The following is a 16966-nucleotide window of genomic DNA, read 5'->3' on the forward strand; positions in this document are numbered from 1 at the left end:
CGTGTCAAGCGCTGTCGAACTCCGTGCGCCCGGTCCGCGCGGTACTCCGCCCCTGCTCGCGAGGCTTGTGGACGATGCCGCGCTGTTCCCTCCGGGGAACGCGTCGATGCCCGACGCGGTGCGCGGTCACCTCGACGGACGAGTCGGCGAGTGGTCTGGCGTCATGGGTCTCTTCCTGTGCCCGGCCTCCCGGCTCGCCGAGCTGATCACCGAGCTGATCAAGGTCAAGCCCCCCAAACCGATCGCACTGAGCCTCGTGATCGACACCGGCCTCGGCGGCGTGCCGAAGGCCGTGTCGATCGTCGAGTCGCGCAGTGAGCTGCTCGCCCTGCGCATGGTCGAGATGCCCGCACCGTCCGATGTGGACGAGGTGTGGCTCGAACGCGTGTCGGAGTTCGTCCCCGAGGACGTCATCCGCGTCGTGGAACCCCGGCGCGGCGGGCCAGAGTGGCTCGACGGCGTGCGCAGGGTCATCGAGCACGGCAGCTGGCCCAAGCTCCGCTGCGGCGGGCTGAGCCAGGAGAACTTCCCGAGCGTCGAGGAGGTCGGTGACTTCCTGTCCGTCGTCAGCGGTGGCGGGGTCGCGTTCAAGGCGACCGCCGGCCTGCACCGGGCCGTCCGCTACACCGACGAGCAGGGCTTCACCCACCACGGCTTCCTGAACCTCCTCGTCGCCACGGCCCGATCGCTGAGCGGCCGGGACGTGCGCGAGGCGCTGGCGAGCACCGACGCCGCGGCGCTCACCGCCGAGGCCAAGGCGCTGAGCGACCAGGCCGCCCACGCGGTCCGCGGCGTCTTCGCGAGCTACGGCTCGTGCTCGCTCTCCGAGCCGGTCTCCGACCTCGAGGAGCTGGGACTGCTGTGAGCTGGATCAGCGACCCGAACTTCACCGAGGACCAGCCGTTCGGCCCGCAGACCCTGCCCTACGGCGTGGTGGCCGACGGTGTCGCCGTGCGCGTGGGCGACCAGGCGTTGCTGCTGAAGACGCTCGGGCTCGGCAAGTGCAGCGAGTACGTCCAGGGCGACTCGCTCGACGACCTGCTCAAGGCCGGCCGTCCGGTCTGGAGCGCGCTGCGCGCGAAGCTGCGCGAGATCGTCAGGGGGACGTCCGCCCCGAAGGGTGCGGAGCTCGTGCCCATCGACACCGCGAAGCTGCCGTTCACGGTCGGCGACTACGTGGACTTCTACAGCTCCATGCACCACGCGGAGAACGTCGGCCGGATGTTCCGCCCCGACGGCGACCCGCTCACGCCGAACTGGACGCACCTGCCGATCGGCTACCACGGCCGCGCGGGCACGGTGTACGTCTCCGGCACGGACATCAAGCGCCCGAACGGCCAGAAGCGCGGCAGCGACGGCCCGAAGTTCGGCCCGTCCGAACGGCTCGACATCGAGGCCGAGGTCGGGTTCGTCTGCGGTGGCCCGCAGGCGGCGAACGTGTCGACCAGCCGCGCGGCCGAGCACGTCTTCGGCGTCGCGCTGGTCAACGACTGGTCGGCGCGCGACATCCAGGCATGGGAGTACCAGCCGCTCGGCCCGTTCCTGGCCAAGTCGTTCGCCACGTCGATCGGTGCTTGGATCACGCCGCTGGAGGCGTTCTCGGTGGCACGGGTGCCGACCCCGCCGCTGCCGAACAAGCTGCACGACTACCTGACCTGCGACCAGCCGTGGGGTCTGGACATCACCATCACGGTCGAGCTGAACGACACGATCGTCGCGCGGCCGCCGTTCCGCGAGATGTCTTGGTCGTTTGTGCAACAACTCGCCCACATGACGGTGAACGGGGCTACCGTGCGCCCAGGTGATCTGTTCGCCTCCGGCACGGTCTCCGGGCCGGAGAAGGACGAACGCGGCTCGTTCCTGGAACTGAGCTGGGGCGGCAAGGAACCGTTCAAGCTCGACGACGGCTCCACGCGGACGTTCCTGGAGGACGGCGACACGGTCAGGCTGACCGCGACGGCGCCCGGCGAGGGAGGTTCGGTGGTCGGTCTCGCCGAGGTGGTGGGCACAGTTCGGAGTGCGTGATGGTCGGAGCGACGAAGGAGAGCTCGCTGACCCTGGAACGGGGTCTGGCGCTCCTCCAGGCTGTCGCGGAGGCGGAGTCGGAGGCTCCTTCGATCTCCGAGCTCGCCACGGCCATCGGCGCCTCCAGGGCGGCCGTCTACCGGCTCCTGGTGCCCCTGCAGGCGCGCGGGCTCGTGCGCCGCGAGGGGTCCAAGGTCCGGCTGGGCCTGGGCGTGCTGCGGCTCGCGGCGAACGTGCTGCCGCAGCTGCGGATGGCGGCGAACCCGGCGCTGCGCGAGCTCGCGGAGAAGGTCGGCGCCACCGCGCACCTGACCGTCGCCGACGGCGGTGAGGCGCAGGCCGTCGCCGTCGTCGAACCGTCGTGGACCGCTTTCCACGTGGCGTACCGGGTGGGTTCCCGCCACCCGGTGCACCGCGGGGCGGCCGGCAAGGCCATCTCGCAGCCGGGCGAGCTGTGGGTCGTCTCTGCGGGTGAGCTGCAACCGAACGCGTACGGCGTCGCGGCGCCCGTGCGGGGCGTACCGGGCCTGCGGGCGTCCGTGGGTGTGGTGGCGCTGGAGAAGCTCGACGCGGACGTCGTGGGCCCTCATGTCGTGCGTGCGGCCGAAGAAGTGGCGGCCGCTCTCAAATGACCGAGGAGCGCCTGCGGCGGTGGCGTCTGCTGCTGGGACCGAGCGCCGAGGACGTGGCCCAGCTCGACGGTGACGACGAACGCCGCGACGGCGCGCTGACCGGTCTCTACGGCGGCGGCGGTGACCGCGGTGCGGGTCTGGGCGCCAGCTCGCCGCAGCTGCACCGGTGGCTCGGCGACGTCCGCAGGTACTTCCCCACCTCGGTCGTCCAGGTCATGCAGCGGGACGCGGTCGAGAAGCTCGGCCTGCGCCAGCTGCTGCTCGAACCGGAGCTGCTGGAGTCCGTCGAACCGGACGTGCACCTGGTGAGCACGCTGCTGCAGCTCTCCCGCGCGATCCCGGCCCGCACCCGCGACACCGCGAAGGCCGTGGTCCGCAAGGTGGTCGAGGACATCGAGCGCCGGATCGCCGACCGGCTCGTCGAGGCCGTGCGGGGTGCCGTGGACCGGTCGAAGCGCACGCACCGGCCGCAGCTGCCGGACGTCGACTGGGCGACCACGATCAAGGCGAACCTGAAGAACTACCAGCCGCAGCACCGGACGGTGGTCGTCGAGGACCTGATCGGCCACCGCAGGCGCAGCCGGGCCGCGGCGATGCGGGACGTGGTCCTGCTGGTCGACCAGTCGGGTTCGATGGCGGACTCGCTGGTGCACGCCGCCGTCCTCGGTTCGGCGCTCGCCTCGATCCGCTCGGTCTCCACGCGGCTCGTCGTGTTCGACACCGAGGTCGCGGACCTCACCGACCTGCTGCACGACCCGGTGGACCTGCTGTTCTCCGCGCAGCTGGGCGGCGGCACGGACATCAACCGCGCGGTCGCGTACGCGCAGACGCAGGTCCGCAGACCGACGGACACGGTAGTGGTGATCATCAGCGACCTGTACGAGGGCGGGTCGGAGACCGAGCTGCAGCGCCGGGTGCGCGAGCTGGTCGCGAGCGGTGTCACGGTGGTGAACCTGCTGGCGTTGAGCGACAGCGGCACCCCGGCCTACGACCACGACCTGGCGGCGAAGCTGTCGGCGCTGGGAGCGCCCGCCTTCGCCTGCACGCCGGACAAGTTCCCGGAGCTGCTGGCGGCGGCGCTGCGCAAGGACGACCTCACGCAGTGGGCGGAGTCCGAGGGCATCGCGACGGGCCGTTAGCCCGCTAGCGGTCCACGACCCGGCCGCGCACCAGGAACGCGAGACCGCGGGTCATCGCCACGACCCGGCCGCGCTCGTCCGGTCCGGCGACCCAGATCCGGCCGGTGTGCCGGACCAGGACGCGGGCGCGTTCAGGGATCTCGGGCAGCCGCAGGTCGTTCTCCGAGCCGTCGACGCGCAGGTAGGCCTGTCGCCCGATGCGCTTGCCGGGCACGAACCGCACCCCGACCTGCCGCCACGGGAAGCGCTCGATGAGCTGGCGCGTGCCGCGGCGCTGGAAGAAGTGCCGCAGGCCGGGTGCGGCGAGCTCCAGCACGACCGGTACGGACAGCACGGTGAGCCAGATCCAGTCGACCCACAGCACGCCGCAGAAGACCGCGACCCCGAACAGGATGTGCCCGACCGCGCGGCGGTCGGCTCGCGCGAGGCAGGTGTCGCTCCACGTCCCGAGCATCATGTGTGCACGCGCGCAGGGATGAGCTGGGGAACTCCCCGGAAGGTGACGACGGTGTTGCCGGCCGCGTCCGGCGGGACGAACCAGACGCGCTTGTGCCGCGCGATCCGCCCGCGCAGGAACGGACCGACGTGCACGGTCAGCAAGAGAGGCGGTGACCCCATCACGACCAGACGCCCTCCTTCCCACTCCGCACGAGCGAAATGCCACGGTTCGCCTTCCGGTAAACGCACCGGTCGACGGCGTGTCACCCGCCAGAGCACGACTGCCGCGAAGAAGAGCAGCAGCAGCGCCACGGGCGACGACCACGACCACGTGAGCACCAGGACGAACTGGAGGACGAAGGCCGCACCGGCCAGGACGGTCCACACCAGGGCACGGCGGCTCGCCCGGTCGACGCAGTGCCGGGTCCACTGGTCATCGAGCGCCGTCACCTCGGTGGACGGCTTGTTGGGCACGACCACCTGTCCACCGTACAGGTGACGCTTCCCAGGACGAGCACGGCTAAGTTAGGCTTGCCTAACCTTCGAGGAGGTGCAGCGGTGACCGACACCCAGACAAGGCGCCCGCCGGCCCCGCATGCCGCCGAGCGCGCGCGCACGATCGCCGCTCGCGGTGGCAGCGCCGCGCTGCTCCCCCAGGCGGGAACGCGGACCAGTCCGCTGTTCCACCACGTCCACCCGTGCGGCACCGCGATCCTGCTGCTGGCCGACGAGCACCCGCTGGTCGGTCAGCTGTGGCAGGCCCCGCGCGCCGAGGTGACGGCGATGCTGGAGATCGCCGACCAGGCGCCGGTGGCGTTGCGCGAGCCCGTGCGCGGCCTGCTGTGGCTCACCGGCTGGGTCACCGCGCTCGACGGCCAGGAGGCGCGCGACGAGGTACTCGCGGTCGCCGACGTGCGGGCCGACCACCGGCTGCTCGACGCGGGTCACGGTGCCGCGGTGCTGCGGCTGACGCCCGCCTCGCTGGTGATCGCGGACGCCGAGGGCACGTCGTCGGTGCGGCCGGAGCAGTTCGCGAGCGCGACACCGGACCCGTTCTGCGGCAACGAGGACCACTGGCTGCGCCACCTGGAGGCCGCCCACCGCGACGTCGTCGGCCAGCTGGCCCGCCACCTGCCGGAGGAGCTGCGGAACGGGCACGTGCGGCCGCTCGGGCTCGACCGGTTCGGGCTGCGGCTGCGGGTCGAGGCGGAGTGCGACGACCACGACGTGCGGATCGCGTTCTCCAGGCCGGTCAGCACGCCGGCCGAGCTCGCCGCCGAGCTGCGCCGCCTGATGGGTTGCCCGTTCCTCTCCCAGCGCTGATCACCGAGGTAGCGTCAGCCGGGTGACCGAACCTGCGCTCATCCCCGACGCCGAGAAGCGCGGCTACCGGATCGAGCTGCTGATCGTCTTCAGCATGACGCTGGGCCTGTCCGGCCTGCGCAGCCTCGTGCGACTGGTCGACAGCCTGCTCCAGCCGACCCCGCTCAACCAGCAGTCGGTCGCGATCAACGTCCCGCAGGCGCGTGCCGACCTGCTCGACCTCGTCGCCCAGCTGCTGAGCGTGCTGCAGCTCGCCGCGTGGGGCGGGATCGGGCTCTACCTGCTGTGGCGCACCGGGATCAAACTGCGGGTCGTCGGCCTGGACGGCACCCGCAAGCTCGCCGACTCGCTCGGCGCGCTGGGTCTCGCCGCGGTCATCGGCATCCCGGGGCTCGCGTTCTACTTCGCCGCGTGGGGGCTCGGGCTGAACCTCGCGGTGCAACCGTCCACCCTGGACGACCAGTGGTGGATGAGCGTGGCGCTGGTCCTCGCCGCCGCCGGCAACGCCTGGGCGGAGGAGGTGCTCGTCGTCGGGTACCTGATCACCCGGCTCGAACAGCTGGGGTGGCGGCGGTACACAGCGCTGTTCGCGGCGGCCGTGCTGCGCGGCTCGTACCACCTCTACCAGGGCTTCGGCGGGTTCGTCGGCAACCTGGTGATGGGGCTGGTGTTCGGCTTCTACTGGCAGCGGACCAGGCGGTTGTGGCCGCTGGTGATCGCTCACACCATCCTCGACGTGGTGGCGTTCGTGGGCTACACAATGTTGCGCGGCAAAGTCAGCTGGTTGCCTTAATGATTCGACGGCAGTTGGCGGGATTGCACCGCATTCGTTGCCATTTCAGGCTCTGGAGCGGCGATTTGTGCTGTTCAGGGTTACGCTCGTCCGGTGACTGCGCACACGATCGCTGAGACCGAAGCACTCCCGGACGCCGCGCCGCGCGTGGACAGCGAGGTCGGCCCCCTGCGCACGGTGTTGCTGCACCGGCCGGGCAACGAGCTCAAGAGGCTCACCCCGCGCAACAACGACCAGCTGCTGTTCGACGGCGTGCCGTGGGTCGGCAGGGCCCAGGAGGAGCACGACGCGTTCGCCGCGACGCTGACCTCGCGTGGCGTCGAGGTCCTGCTGCTGTCGGACGTCCTGGTGCAGGCCCTGGAGGACAGCCGCGCGCGCATCGCGGGCATCCACAGCGCCGTCAACGAGCGCCGCCTCGGCATCGACCTGGCCGACGCGCTGCGCAGCCACCTCACCTCGCTGCCGGCCCCGCAGCTGGCGCAGGTGCTGACGACCGGCATGACGTTCGAGGAGCTGCCCGCCGCCGAGGGCGCGTCGCTGGTGCGCAAGATGCACCTGCCGATCGACTTCGCCGTCGACCCGCTGCCGAACCTGCTCTTCACCCGCGACTCGTCGGTGTGGGTCGGCGACCGCGTGGCCATCACGTCGCTCGCACTGCCCGCCCGCGACCGCGAGACGACGCTGACGGACCTGATCTACGCCTACCACCCGCGGTTCCGCCGCACCGGCCGCGCGTACGGCGCGCACTCGGCCCCGCTGGAGGGCGGCGACGTCCTGCTGCTCGCGCCCGGAGTGATCGCGATCGGCGTCGGCGAGCGCACCACCCCTGCCGGCGCCGAGTCGTTCGCCCGCTCCGCGCTCGCGGACGGTCTCGCGCACACGGTGCTGGCGGTGCCGATCAAGCAGGAACGCGCCACCATGCACCTCGACACCGTGTGCACGATGGTGGACCGCGACGCCGTGGTGATGTACCCGGCGATCAGCGACTCCCTCACCGCCTACCCGCTGCGGTCCGACGGCGACGGCGGCGTGCGCGTGGACGGCCCGGTGCCGTTCCTGGAGGCGGCGGCCGAGGCGATGGGCATCGAGCGCCTGCGCGTGATCGACACCGGCCTGGACGTCGTCACCGCCGAGCGCGAGCAGTGGGACGACGGCAACAACACGCTGGCGGTCGGCCCCGGTCTGGTCGTGGCGTACGAGCGCAACGTGGAGACCAACGCGCGACTGGAGGACGCCGGCGTCGAGGTGCTCCGCATCGCCGGTTCCGAGCTGGGTTCCGGCCGCGGCGGCCCCCGCTGCATGTCGTGCCCGATCGACCGCGCTCCGCTGGTCTGATTTTTCCTTAGGAACGCCTAACCTTTGTTTGGATCACCTTTCCAAACAAAGGTTAGCTTTTCCTGGAATGCAGGAGCCGTTGTTTTCGGCTACCGTACTCCGCATGGCCTCGAACGTGAAGAAGATCCTGTCCAAGAAGTCGAAGTTCCACGAGCTGCTGCAGGCCCAGGTCGGTCACGAGTTCTCCGCCTCGCAGCAGTACACCGCGCTCGCGGTGTGGTTCGACAACGAGGACCTGCCGCGCCTCGCGGCGCACTTCTACAAGCAGGCCCTCGAAGAGCGCAACCACGCCATGATGATCGTGCGTTTCCTGATGGACAACGACATCCCGGTCGTCATTCCCGGCACCGAGACGCCGATCAACGAGTTCAAGGCTCCGCGCGACCTCGTCGACCTCGCCCTGCGCCAGGAGCAGCAGGTCACCGACCAGATCGTGGCGCTGGCCCAGGCCGCTCGCGAGGAGAGCGACTACATCGGCGAGCAGTTCCTGCAGTGGTTCCTGAAGGAGCAGGTCGAGGAGGTCTCCTCGATGAAGACGCTGCTCACCATCATGGACCGCGCGGACGGCAACATGTTCTACGTGGAGAACTTCCTCACCCGCGAGAACGTGGGCGACGAAGGCGCCGACCCGAGTGCTCCCACGGCCGCCGGTGGCGCGCTGTAGTTTTCCTCCGCACGTCTGAGTGCCTGATCTGAGGCCCGTCCCACCGAATTCGGTGAGACGGGCCTTTTCAGTTCTCCGCCGCTTCGGCCACGTCGGGTCAAGCTCCGGAACAGTCGCTGTCGGCGAGGCGCATGCGCACGGCCTTGACCGTGGTGCCGTCGTTCTCGAAGACGTAGAACCACTTCGGCGACGTGTTCATCTGCACGACGAGCTCCGGACCGTTCTGGGTGGCGGCCGGATAGGCGTTCCTGAGATCGGTGACCGTCGCCCCGGCGCCGATGTTCCTCGACGTCTTGGCGTACTCGGGCAACGTGATCCGGACGATTCCCCTGGCCGCGGAGATGATGACGGCCTTCGGGTCGTTCACCGACGTCATGGCGTAGTTCTTGCACGCCTCGTCCGGCTGGGGCTTCGGTGGGACCAGCATCTCGGTCTTCAGCGCGTCGGCCTCGGTCATCGTCAGCCGCAGCTTGTTGTAGACCGGTGCCGCCGCCTCCGGGGCGCGGGACGGCGTCGTGGTGCCCGTCGTCGACCTCGTGGTGCTGCCGCTGCCGGTGTTGCCGTTGCCGTTGCCGGGGTGGGTGCCGCTCGGGGGAGGCACGTCCGCCGGCACGGTGATCGTCTCGGTGATCACGGTGGTCGACGGCGGCGGGGTCGTCGTGGACGAGGCGGAGGTCGAGAGCGCCGACCCGGCCACGTCCGTGTCCACCGGGCCGTGCCTGAGCTGCACCAGGCCCACGCCGGCGCCGATCAGCACCACCACCGCGAACGCCCCTGCGGCGGTGCTGCGGCGGTGCCGGCGGCGCCGGGCACCGCGGACGACCGTCTCCTCCGCACGGGACGAGACGTGCAGATCGAGGCGTTCGTCGTCCTTGAAGAGCCGGCGCAGCTCGTCCTCGACGTTCACGTCAGTCCCTCCCCAGGCGTGTCCGCAGACTCGCCATCGCCTTGCTGGCCTGGCTCTTCACGGTGCCGCAGGAGATCCCCAGCGCGTGCGCGATCTCGGCCTCGCTGAGGTTCTCGTAGTAGCGCAGCACGACCACGGCGCGCTGCCTCGGCGGCAGGTCGCGCAGCGCCTGCCACAGCGGCTCGTGCTCGAGCCGGCTCAGGTCCGACGTCACCGGCGTGTCCGGGAAGTCCGCCACGAGGTTCTCGCGGCGACGCCGGCGCCAGGTGCTGATGTGCGTGTTCGCCATGGCCCTGCGCACGTACGCGAGCGGGTCGTCCCCCTTGCGCAACACGGCGGGCCAGCGCGAGCCCACCTTCTCCAGGACCGACTGGACCAGGTCTGCCGCGTCGTGCGGGTTGCCCGTCAGGGCGTGCCCGTACCGCAGCAGCCCCGGCATCGACATGCGCACGAACTCAGCGAAATCCCCCACGGTTTCCGCTCTTCCTCCGCCGCCGGCCGCGGCCCACTCAAGTTGCAGCACCGCGGTCACGGCACGTCCTCTCCCCCGGGCAACCTGGCATCGAGGAGATCACGCACGTCCGCGGCAACCGGTTGCCACCGCCGCGTCACGGAACGGCAACGGCCTCCGGCAGCACGAAAGACCCGTCCGGTGAGCACGGGAAGTCGTGGACCTGCACGACCGCCTCGACCGGGATCGGGCCGTACACGTGCGGGAACCACAGCGGCGAGTCGGGCACGGCCTCCCACCGCACCGGCACGCCGAGCCGTTCCGGGTCCACGACGAGCAGCAGCAGCCCATCGCGCCCGTGGAAGAACTTGCCCGCCGTCACGTGCACGACGCCCCGGTCGGAGCAGTGCACGAACTCCTCGCCCGCGGCGGGCGTGATCGAACCCGCCGACCGGGCCGCGGCCCAGTCGGCGGTCGAGATGATGTGCAGCAGCACTTATCCACAGCTCCTTGTGGACAACCCTGTGTACAACTCGGTCCGAGCGTCAGCGCAGGGTGATCTGGCGGCCCCGGAGGCCGTCACGGGCCCGGCGCTCGGCGTCGGTCAGCGGCTCGTCCGAGGCCAGTGCCTCCAGCAGGCGCTTGCCCAGCGCCTCCGCCGGGTCGGCCCACTCGCGCGCGTGCATCTCGCGGTCGAGGTCCCACACCGGCACCAGCAGGCCGTGCGCGCGGAACGACCCCGCGTACCGCGAGCCCTCGCCCAGGTCCAGCTCGCCGCGGGCGGCCAGCCGCGCCATCGCGGGGATCAGCTTCTCCTCCGGCTCCGGGCGGACCCAGCGCAGGTGCGCCTTGTCGCCCGCGTCCACCCAGTAGGCGGCCTTCACGCCGGGCGCGTCCACGCGGTCGGTCGGCAGGATCGCCGCGTTCGCGCGTTCGAGGGAGAGCGCCACGTCACCGGTCGGCTCGGTGCCCTCCGGCATCCACCAGATGAAGTCGGTGTGCAGCTGCGGCACGATCTCGGCCTCGGGGTCGAGCAGGTCCTGCAACCGGCCGGGGTGCTCGCCGTTGTCGGGGCCGACGACCGACAGCACCTCACCGGTCTTCGCCTGCTGCGCCCACAGCAGCGCCCGCGCGAGGTCGCGGCTGATGTCACCGGAGCGCGTCTGCACCTGCAGACCCACGAACGGCACGTCGTCGCCGCGGATCAGACCGGCCGCCGCCGTCGGCAGCACCGTGGCCAGCGTGACCTCGCGACCGTCCTTGACCGGCAGCTTCGCGACGGCGGACGGCACGAACTCGCGCAGCGCGATCAGCTCGCACTCGGCGGCGAGCCCCTCGAACGGGCGGGACACGATCACGTCCGTCGCACCGCCGGGGGCACCGTGGCAGGCCTTGTACCGCTTGCCGGAGCCGCACGGGCAGGGCTGCTTCGGGTTGATCCCGTCCTTCGGTGCGTCCTTGACAGCGGTCCGCTTGGCCACCTCGGCCCTCCTCGTGCTCAGGCTTGTCAGGTCGCCAAGTTAGCCGTCAGCAGGCGGCGCGTGTTCGCCGGGGCGTTCGTCGCGAGGTAGCGGACGCCCAGGTCACGGCACAACGCGATGTCGTCCGCGTCGTCCACCGTCCACACGTACGTCTCGTGGCCCGCTCTGCGGGCGCGGTCGACGTACCCGGGATCACGGCGCAGCAGGTGGATGCCCGGTCCGGTGCAGTCGGCGAACGGCGGCAACGCACCGCCGCGGTACCGGCCGAGGCGGTCGAGCAGCAGGACCGTGCGGACGTCCGGCGCGAGCTCGCGGAACAGCCGCACGGCGCTCGCGGAGAACGACATCATGACGATCTGCTCCCGCAGCCCGTGCTCCTCCAGCGCGGCGGCGAGCTTGCGCTCGACCTCGTTGCGGTAGCGCACCGGGTGCTTGGTCTCGATGAACAGCTGCACGTTCGTGTCCTTGACCAGCTCCAGCAGCTCGTGGAGCCGCAACAGCCCGGCCGGCTGACCGTGCCGGTGCCAGCTGCCGTAGTCGTGCCGCTGCAGTTCGGCCAGCGTCAGCGCGCTGACCGTGCCGCGGCCGTCGGACGTGCGGGTGAGCGTGCGGTCGTGCACGCACACGAGCTCGCCGTCCCTGGTCAACCTGATGTCGCACTCCAGCCCGTCCGCGCCTTCCTCCAGCGCGAGCTCGTAGGCCCCGATCGTGTGCTCGGGGCGGTCGGTGGAGGCACCGCGGTGCGCGACGACTGATGGCTGCTGCACACGTCGCACCTTAGTTCTCGAACAACAATTTGAGACGTCAATCAACTCACCGTGGACTTCGGCGCCACCTCGACTTACCGTCCGCGTTGTGACGTTCGACCAGCGCGATCCCGCGTTCATCGCCGACCCGTACCCGGCCTTCGCCTCGCTGCGGGCCACGGGTGAGGTGCACCACCACGAGGGCATGGGCATCGCCGTCGCCGTCTCGCACGCCGCCTGCTCCGCCGTCCTGCGCCACCGCTCGCTGGGCCGCCTCTGGTCGGACGTGAAGCCGGTGGAGCGGTTCCTGTCGTTCAACCTCCTGCACCGCAACTCGCTGCTGGAGAATGAACCGCCGGTGCACACACGGCTGCGCCGCCTGGTCGCCGCCGCGTTCGGCCGCGGGCACGTCGAGCGGCTGCGCCCGTGGGTGGCCGAGCTGGCCGACCGGCTGGTGGACGAGCTGACCGCCAAGGTTTCCGACGTCGGTCAGGCCGACCTGCTCGCGCACGTCGCCGCGCCGCTGCCGGTCGAGGTGATCGCCGAGCTGCTGGGCGTGCCCGCCTCCGACCGCTACCTGTTGCAGCCGTGGTCGAACGCGATCGTGAAGATGTACGAGTACGGCCTGCCGCCCGAGCAGCAGGACGCCGCCGAGCGGGCCGCCACCGAGTTCGTCGCCTACCTGCGCGAGCTGATCGCGCTGCGCCGCGTCTCCCCCGGCGCCGACCTGGTGTCGGACCTGGTCGCGGTCACCGACACCGACGGTGCCCGGCTCACCGAGGACGAGCTCGTCGCCACCGCCGTGCTGCTGCTGATGGCGGGCCACGAGGCCACGGTCAACGTGATCGGCAACGGCGTGTACGCGCTGATGGAGCACCGTTCGGAGTGGGAGCGCCTGACGCCGGAGCTGCTGCCCACCGCCGTCGAGGAGCTGATCCGCTACGACTCGCCGCTGCAGCTGTTCGAGCGCACGGCCACCGACCGCGTCGAGATCGCGGGCCACGTGCTGGAGCCCGGCGAGAAGATCGCGGCACTGCTCGGCGCGGCCGCACGCGACCCGCTGGTGTTCGACCGCCCCGACGACCTCGACATCGGCCGGGAGAAGAACCAGCACCTCGGGTTCGGCATGGGCATCCACTACTGCCTGGGCGCGCCGCTGGCGCGGATCGAGGTGGAGGCGGCGCTGTCGGCGTTGCACCGCAAGCTGCCCGGCGCGGTGCTCGCGCAGCAGCCCGACCGGCGCGCGGAGTTCGTGATCCGCGGCCTGCACTCGCTGATGCTCGCCGACGGGGCCTGATCGGACGACCTGGGCACTTCGGCCGGTCCGTCGGGACCGACTAGCGGCGCGGGTAGCGCCGGGGGAGCGTGAACCCGCGCTCCGCGAGCACCGTCCGCAGCCGGTCGGGGTGGTCGGTGATCAGGCCGTCGACCCCGGTGTCGATCACCTCGTGCATCCGCGGCACCTCGTCCACGGTCCACGGGATGACGGCGAGGCCCTGTCCGCGGGCTTCGGTGACCAGCTCGCGCGTGGTCATCGTGTGCACGGGCGACAGCGCCTTCGCGCCGAAGCTCCTGACCGCCTTCGGCACGCTGCCGCCGAAGTCGGCGAGGTCGAGGCCGCCGGTCCACGGTGACCCCGGCCGCAGGAAGTCGGGCTGGGTCAGCGCCACCAGCGGGATGCGGGGCTCGACCTCGCGCAGGCGCATCAGGGTGCCCCAGTCGAACGACTGGACCGTCACGTTCGGCAGGAAGCCGGAGCGGCGGACCTCCGCGACGGTGCGGCGGACGAACTGCTCGCGCGGGGCGGTCTCGTGCGGTGCGGCGGCTTCGACCTTGGTCTCGATGTTGAAGCGGACGCCCCATGCGCGGTGGGCGCGGGCCAGTGCGAAGAGCTCGGCCAGGGTGGGCATGCGGGCGCCGGGCGAGAGTTCCTGGTCCGGGTACTGCGACCAGCGGGTGCTGCCGCAGTCGAGGGTTCTGACCTGGGCGAAGGTCAGGTCCTTCACGTACTTGCCCGCGTAGGGCCAGGCGGGGTCGCCGGGGAACGCCGGTGCGGTGTCGAGGCACTTGGCCGGGTTCGTCCTGCGGTCGTGGGTGATGACCTCGCGGCCGTCGCTGGTGATCTGGAGGTCCAGTTCGAGGGTGGTGACGCCGAGCGCGAGGGCCTTGCCGAACGCCTTGAGGGTGCTCTCGACGGTCAGGCCGATGCCGCCGCGGTGGGCCTGCAGGTCGAAGTCGCGGTGCGGGTGCGCAGCCGCCAGGCCCGGTGTGGCCAGCGCGATCACCAGGGCCCCGATGAGTGTCCGCATCCCCCCAACCTGGCAGTCCCGCGCGACGCCGGGAAGGCCGCCGCGGGAACGGCGGAGGTCAGCGGGGCGAACCGGAGGGGCGGAAGGAGCGCAGCGGTGGTGCCGGGGCGTCCTTCACCTCGACGACGCGCATCAGCCGGACGGACGCGGCGTCCACCGGCAGCAGCAGGGTCGTGGTGCGGCGGATCACCAGTGCGGTCGTGACCTCGACGCCGGCGAGCACCAGGTCGCCGAGCGCGTGCAGCAGGACGCCGTCGGCCTGGGCCTGGGTGCCGTCGCGCAGCAGCCAGAGCATGGTGATCACGAACAGGACGCCGGAGGACGCCCACAGGCCCCACCACCACAGCAGCAGCCGGGACGGGCGGGGGCGTTCGCCGGCGGGACGGCGGGCGACCGCGTGTTCCAGCTCGGCGAGCACCGAGCCGGGCACGACCAGGTTCACGCCGGGGACGAACAGGCTGAGCAGCGCGGAGCGGTTGGAGCGGGACGGGCCGTAGCCGACGATCGTCGCGGCCACGTTCCTGGCGCGGCGCACCCACAGCACCGTCAAGATCAACGCCAGCGGCCAGCCGACCAGCAGGATCGCCGACGAGGACACGACCATCGCGTCCGACGTGGAGACCACGCCCGCCGAGAGCGCGCCGTAGCGGCTCATCGCGAGCAGCACGTACCGCCAGACCTCGGACAGCGCCGCCCACACCGCGACGAACGCGACGAGCCACAGCGTGTTCTGCGCGGTCCTGCCGATCCGGCGCACCCCGTCGACGGAGTCGCCGCTCTCGGCCGTGTCGAGCACGGCCGTCGGCCAGCGCCACGCCAGCAGCGGGAACCCCCACCGCGGCGGCACCGGGTAGTGCGGCGGACCGCCGTAGCGCAGCCGCTGCGACCGGCGCGAGGGCTGCGGGTACGCACCGGGTGGCGGTGTCGCGACCCAGTCCACGCGCATCGGCTGCAGCGGCTGCACGGTCAGATGACCTCGGGTTCCATGCCGTCGACGCCGCCCTCGAGCGGACGACCGTGGGCGTCCCAGTGCTGCATGCCGCCCTCGACGTTCACGGCCTCCCAGCCGTTCTCGTTGAGGTACTGGGTCACGCGGGCGGAACGGCCACCGGCCCGGCACACGACGTAGAGCTGCACGTCGTTCGGCACCTCGTCCAGGCGCGCACCGATCTCGCTCATCGGGATGTGCAGCGCGCCGGGGGCGTGGCCCGCGTCCCACTCGTCCTGCTCGCGCACGTCCAGCAGGACGGCGCCCTCGGGCAGCTTCTCGGGGACGTCGGCGATCTCGACGCTGGGAACAGTCACACCGTGAATGGTGCCATGCCGGAAGTTGCACCTCCGTGAACCTCCGGCACGGCCCCACCCTCAGGACACCTCCGCGACGGCGGCCCCGAGCCTCACGAGCTCCACTTCGGACAGCGGCACCGCCTCCCGCGTGGGCTGGGAGCTCATGCGGCCCGCGTTGACCTGCTCGACGCGGAACGCCAGCCGGTCGGCGCGGAAGACGTACAGGGTCTGCACCTGCAGCTCCGACGGTGCTTCGACGCCGGGCGCGTACAGCTGGAACACGGTGCCGTCGGCGCCGGTGAGGCGCCGGCTCGCGGCACACGTGCCGGTGGCCCACCGCGCGCTGTCCGCCGCCGCGGCCGGATCACCCTCGAAGCGGGCCAGCGCGAACCGCAGGCTCCCGGCGCCCTGTCCGTCGAGGACGTCGACCCGGAAGCCCCGGCGGTCGCCGTGGTGGACGCTCGCGGGGCCGTTGGCGTCCTCGGGGAGCTCCGAGTCGACGACCCGGTCGGGCAGCACCGCCTGGGCCGAGTCCCGCCAGGCCCGCATCTGGCCGGTCGAGGGCAGGAAGGCACCCATGTTCCGCACCACGTCCGGCTGCGGACCGGCCTCGCCGCAGCTCACCCGCGGCCAGTTGGCGGGATTGGTGGCGAGCGACAGCTCGGGTTCGACCGCTCCCCGCCAGACCGCACCGCCGATCCCGACCGCCGCCACCACGGTCAGCACGCCGCCCGCGAACCCGGCCCTGCGCACGGCCACCCGGCGCCTGCCCCGCCGCAGCACGTCGTCCAGCGTCGTCGTCGGTGGTGGCGCGGGCACGTCGAGAGCTCCGCGCAGCTCGTCTTCGATCGTCATCAGGCACCCTCCGCGTTGACCGGCTCGCCGTACGCCTCGCGGAGCGTCGCCAAGCCCCTGGCCGTCTGGCTCTTCACGTTGCCCTCGGAGCAGCCCAGCTCGGCCGCCGTCTGCTCGATGGACAGGTCGTGCACGTACCGCAGCACCAGCGCGGCCCGCTGTTTCGGCGGCACCTTCCGCAACGCCGCGTGCAGCCGGGCATCGGGGTCGCCGAAGCCGCCGACGACGCCGTGGTCCGGCAGGTCGGCGACCGGGCGTTCGCGGACGCGGCTGCGGCTGTTGATGAACAACCGCGTCACGGTCGTGCGGACGTACGCCTCGGCGGTCTCGCGCCGGACGCTGGGCCACTTCGCGTAGGCACGCACGAATGCGTTCTGCGCGAGCTCTTCGGCCTCCGACCAGTCGCCGCACAACGCGTACGCGGTGCGCCGCACCCAGTCGAACCGGCTGGTGAAGAACTCCGAGAACTCCTCGTCTCGTCGCACTCCCGGTCCCCCATGCTCGTGCTGCGGTCATGTTCACTACACAGCCGGCACCAGCGGGGTTGCACGGAACGCCGAACGGGCCGCCCCGGAAATCCG

The 16966-nt window shown here is 71.5% G+C and carries 21 protein-coding genes; 9 read left to right on the forward strand and 12 right to left on the reverse strand.

The annotated features are described in order from the left end of the window. Position 1 precedes the first annotated feature (1 nt). Genes ACZ7CH_RS00410 through ACZ7CH_RS00425 form a run of 4 tightly spaced genes read left to right on the forward strand, consistent with a single transcriptional unit; the run spans position 2 to position 3796 of the window. Positions 2–865 carry a hypothetical protein gene (locus tag ACZ7CH_RS00410; protein ID WP_458429782.1) on the forward strand — a complete coding sequence of 288 codons (864 nt, stop codon included), beginning with the start codon at positions 2–4 and terminating at the stop codon, positions 863–865. After that, the gene (locus ACZ7CH_RS00415; protein ID WP_470372877.1) at positions 862–2025 is read left to right on the forward strand and encodes a fumarylacetoacetate hydrolase family protein; all 1164 of its coding nucleotides are present in this window, start codon (positions 862–864) and stop codon (positions 2023–2025) included. Before ACZ7CH_RS00410 ends, ACZ7CH_RS00415 begins: the two co-directional genes overlap by 4 nt. Continuing rightward, positions 2025–2657, forward strand: a complete 633-nt coding sequence (locus ACZ7CH_RS00420) for an IclR family transcriptional regulator (RefSeq protein WP_360396999.1) — start codon at positions 2025–2027, stop codon at positions 2655–2657. Before ACZ7CH_RS00415 ends, ACZ7CH_RS00420 begins: the two co-directional genes overlap by 1 nt. Further along, entirely contained in the window at positions 2654–3796 is a 1143-nt protein-coding gene (locus ACZ7CH_RS00425; RefSeq protein WP_458429784.1) for a VWA domain-containing protein, read from the forward strand. Before ACZ7CH_RS00420 ends, ACZ7CH_RS00425 begins: the two co-directional genes overlap by 4 nt. A gap of 4 nt (positions 3797–3800) precedes the next feature. Here the strand turns inward: ACZ7CH_RS00425 and ACZ7CH_RS00430 are convergent, their stop codons facing one another. Both ACZ7CH_RS00430 and ACZ7CH_RS00435 read right to left on the reverse strand, forming a co-directional pair. Further along, positions 3801–4253 carry a hypothetical protein gene (locus ACZ7CH_RS00430; RefSeq protein WP_360397001.1) on the reverse strand — a complete coding sequence of 151 codons (453 nt, stop codon included), beginning with the start codon at positions 4251–4253 and terminating at the stop codon, positions 3801–3803. Beyond that, positions 4250–4714 (reverse strand): hypothetical protein, encoded by a 465-nt coding sequence (locus tag ACZ7CH_RS00435; RefSeq protein WP_360397002.1) that lies wholly within the window; start codon positions 4712–4714, stop codon positions 4250–4252. The genes ACZ7CH_RS00430 and ACZ7CH_RS00435 overlap by 4 nt, the downstream gene beginning before the upstream one ends. A 78-nt stretch (positions 4715–4792) precedes the next feature. Here ACZ7CH_RS00435 and ACZ7CH_RS00440 point away from each other — a divergent pair, with 78 nt between their 5' ends. From ACZ7CH_RS00440 to ACZ7CH_RS00455, 4 genes are all read left to right on the forward strand, one after another. Next, positions 4793–5557 (forward strand): DUF2470 domain-containing protein, encoded by a 765-nt coding sequence (locus tag ACZ7CH_RS00440; protein ID WP_470372878.1) that lies wholly within the window; start codon positions 4793–4795, stop codon positions 5555–5557. Positions 5558–5651: 94 nt separating this feature from the next. Then, positions 5652–6350 carry a CPBP family intramembrane glutamic endopeptidase gene (locus tag ACZ7CH_RS00445; protein WP_458434269.1) on the forward strand — a complete coding sequence of 233 codons (699 nt, stop codon included), beginning with the start codon at positions 5652–5654 and terminating at the stop codon, positions 6348–6350. Positions 6351–6497: 147 nt separating this feature from the next. Then, positions 6498–7685: an arginine deiminase gene (locus ACZ7CH_RS00450; protein WP_470373178.1), complete on the forward strand. Its 1188-nt coding sequence runs from the start codon at positions 6498–6500 to the stop codon at positions 7683–7685. A gap of 103 nt (positions 7686–7788) precedes the next feature. Continuing rightward, a complete protein-coding gene (locus ACZ7CH_RS00455) occupies positions 7789–8349 on the forward strand; it encodes a ferritin (RefSeq protein WP_470372879.1) in 561 nt (186 codons plus the stop codon). 97 nt (positions 8350–8446) lie between these two features. Here ACZ7CH_RS00455 and ACZ7CH_RS00460 read toward each other — a convergent pair whose 3' ends face one another. From ACZ7CH_RS00460 to ACZ7CH_RS00480, 5 genes are all read right to left on the reverse strand, one after another. Then, entirely contained in the window at positions 8447–9256 is an 810-nt protein-coding gene (locus ACZ7CH_RS00460) for a hypothetical protein (protein ID WP_470372880.1), read from the reverse strand. A 1-nt stretch (position 9257) separates the two neighbouring features. Continuing rightward, positions 9258–9779, reverse strand: a complete 522-nt coding sequence (locus tag ACZ7CH_RS00465) for a SigE family RNA polymerase sigma factor (RefSeq protein WP_470369987.1) — start codon at positions 9777–9779, stop codon at positions 9258–9260. Positions 9780–9864: 85 nt separating this feature from the next. Further along, a complete protein-coding gene (locus ACZ7CH_RS00470) occupies positions 9865–10203 on the reverse strand; it encodes a DUF952 domain-containing protein (protein WP_360397009.1) in 339 nt (112 codons plus the stop codon). 49 nt (positions 10204–10252) lie between these two features. Continuing rightward, entirely contained in the window at positions 10253–11188 is a 936-nt protein-coding gene (locus tag ACZ7CH_RS00475) for a DUF5926 family protein (RefSeq protein WP_470372881.1), read from the reverse strand. A gap of 26 nt (positions 11189–11214) precedes the next feature. Continuing rightward, positions 11215–11955 (reverse strand): glycerophosphodiester phosphodiesterase family protein, encoded by a 741-nt coding sequence (locus ACZ7CH_RS00480; RefSeq protein WP_360397011.1) that lies wholly within the window; start codon positions 11953–11955, stop codon positions 11215–11217. Positions 11956–12043: 88 nt separating this feature from the next. Between ACZ7CH_RS00480 and ACZ7CH_RS00485 the strand changes: the two genes are divergently transcribed. Next, on the forward strand, positions 12044–13231 hold the full coding sequence (locus tag ACZ7CH_RS00485) for a cytochrome P450 (protein WP_470372882.1): 1188 nt from the start codon (positions 12044–12046) through the stop codon (positions 13229–13231). Positions 13232–13271: 40 nt separating this feature from the next. Here the strand turns inward: ACZ7CH_RS00485 and ACZ7CH_RS00490 are convergent, their stop codons facing one another. From ACZ7CH_RS00490 to ACZ7CH_RS00510, 5 genes are read right to left on the reverse strand one after another with little or no spacing between them, the layout of a single operon-like run. Further along, positions 13272–14243, reverse strand: a complete 972-nt coding sequence (locus tag ACZ7CH_RS00490; protein ID WP_470372883.1) for a glycerophosphodiester phosphodiesterase family protein — start codon at positions 14241–14243, stop codon at positions 13272–13274. Between the two features lie 58 nt (positions 14244–14301). After that, on the reverse strand, positions 14302–15207 hold the full coding sequence (locus ACZ7CH_RS00495; protein WP_458429789.1) for a DUF4328 domain-containing protein: 906 nt from the start codon (positions 15205–15207) through the stop codon (positions 14302–14304). Between the two features lie 2 nt (positions 15208–15209). Next, positions 15210–15557, reverse strand: a complete 348-nt coding sequence (locus ACZ7CH_RS00500) for a rhodanese-like domain-containing protein (RefSeq protein WP_458434273.1) — start codon at positions 15555–15557, stop codon at positions 15210–15212. Between the two features lie 51 nt (positions 15558–15608). Beyond that, on the reverse strand, positions 15609–16385 hold the full coding sequence (locus tag ACZ7CH_RS00505) for a hypothetical protein (protein WP_360397016.1): 777 nt from the start codon (positions 16383–16385) through the stop codon (positions 15609–15611). Next, positions 16385–16870 carry a SigE family RNA polymerase sigma factor gene (locus ACZ7CH_RS00510; RefSeq protein WP_360397017.1) on the reverse strand — a complete coding sequence of 162 codons (486 nt, stop codon included), beginning with the start codon at positions 16868–16870 and terminating at the stop codon, positions 16385–16387. Before ACZ7CH_RS00510 ends, ACZ7CH_RS00505 begins: the two co-directional genes overlap by 1 nt. Positions 16871–16966: the final 96 nt, after the last annotated feature.

It is taken from the genome of Lentzea sp. NPDC037011 (assembly GCF_055607425.1).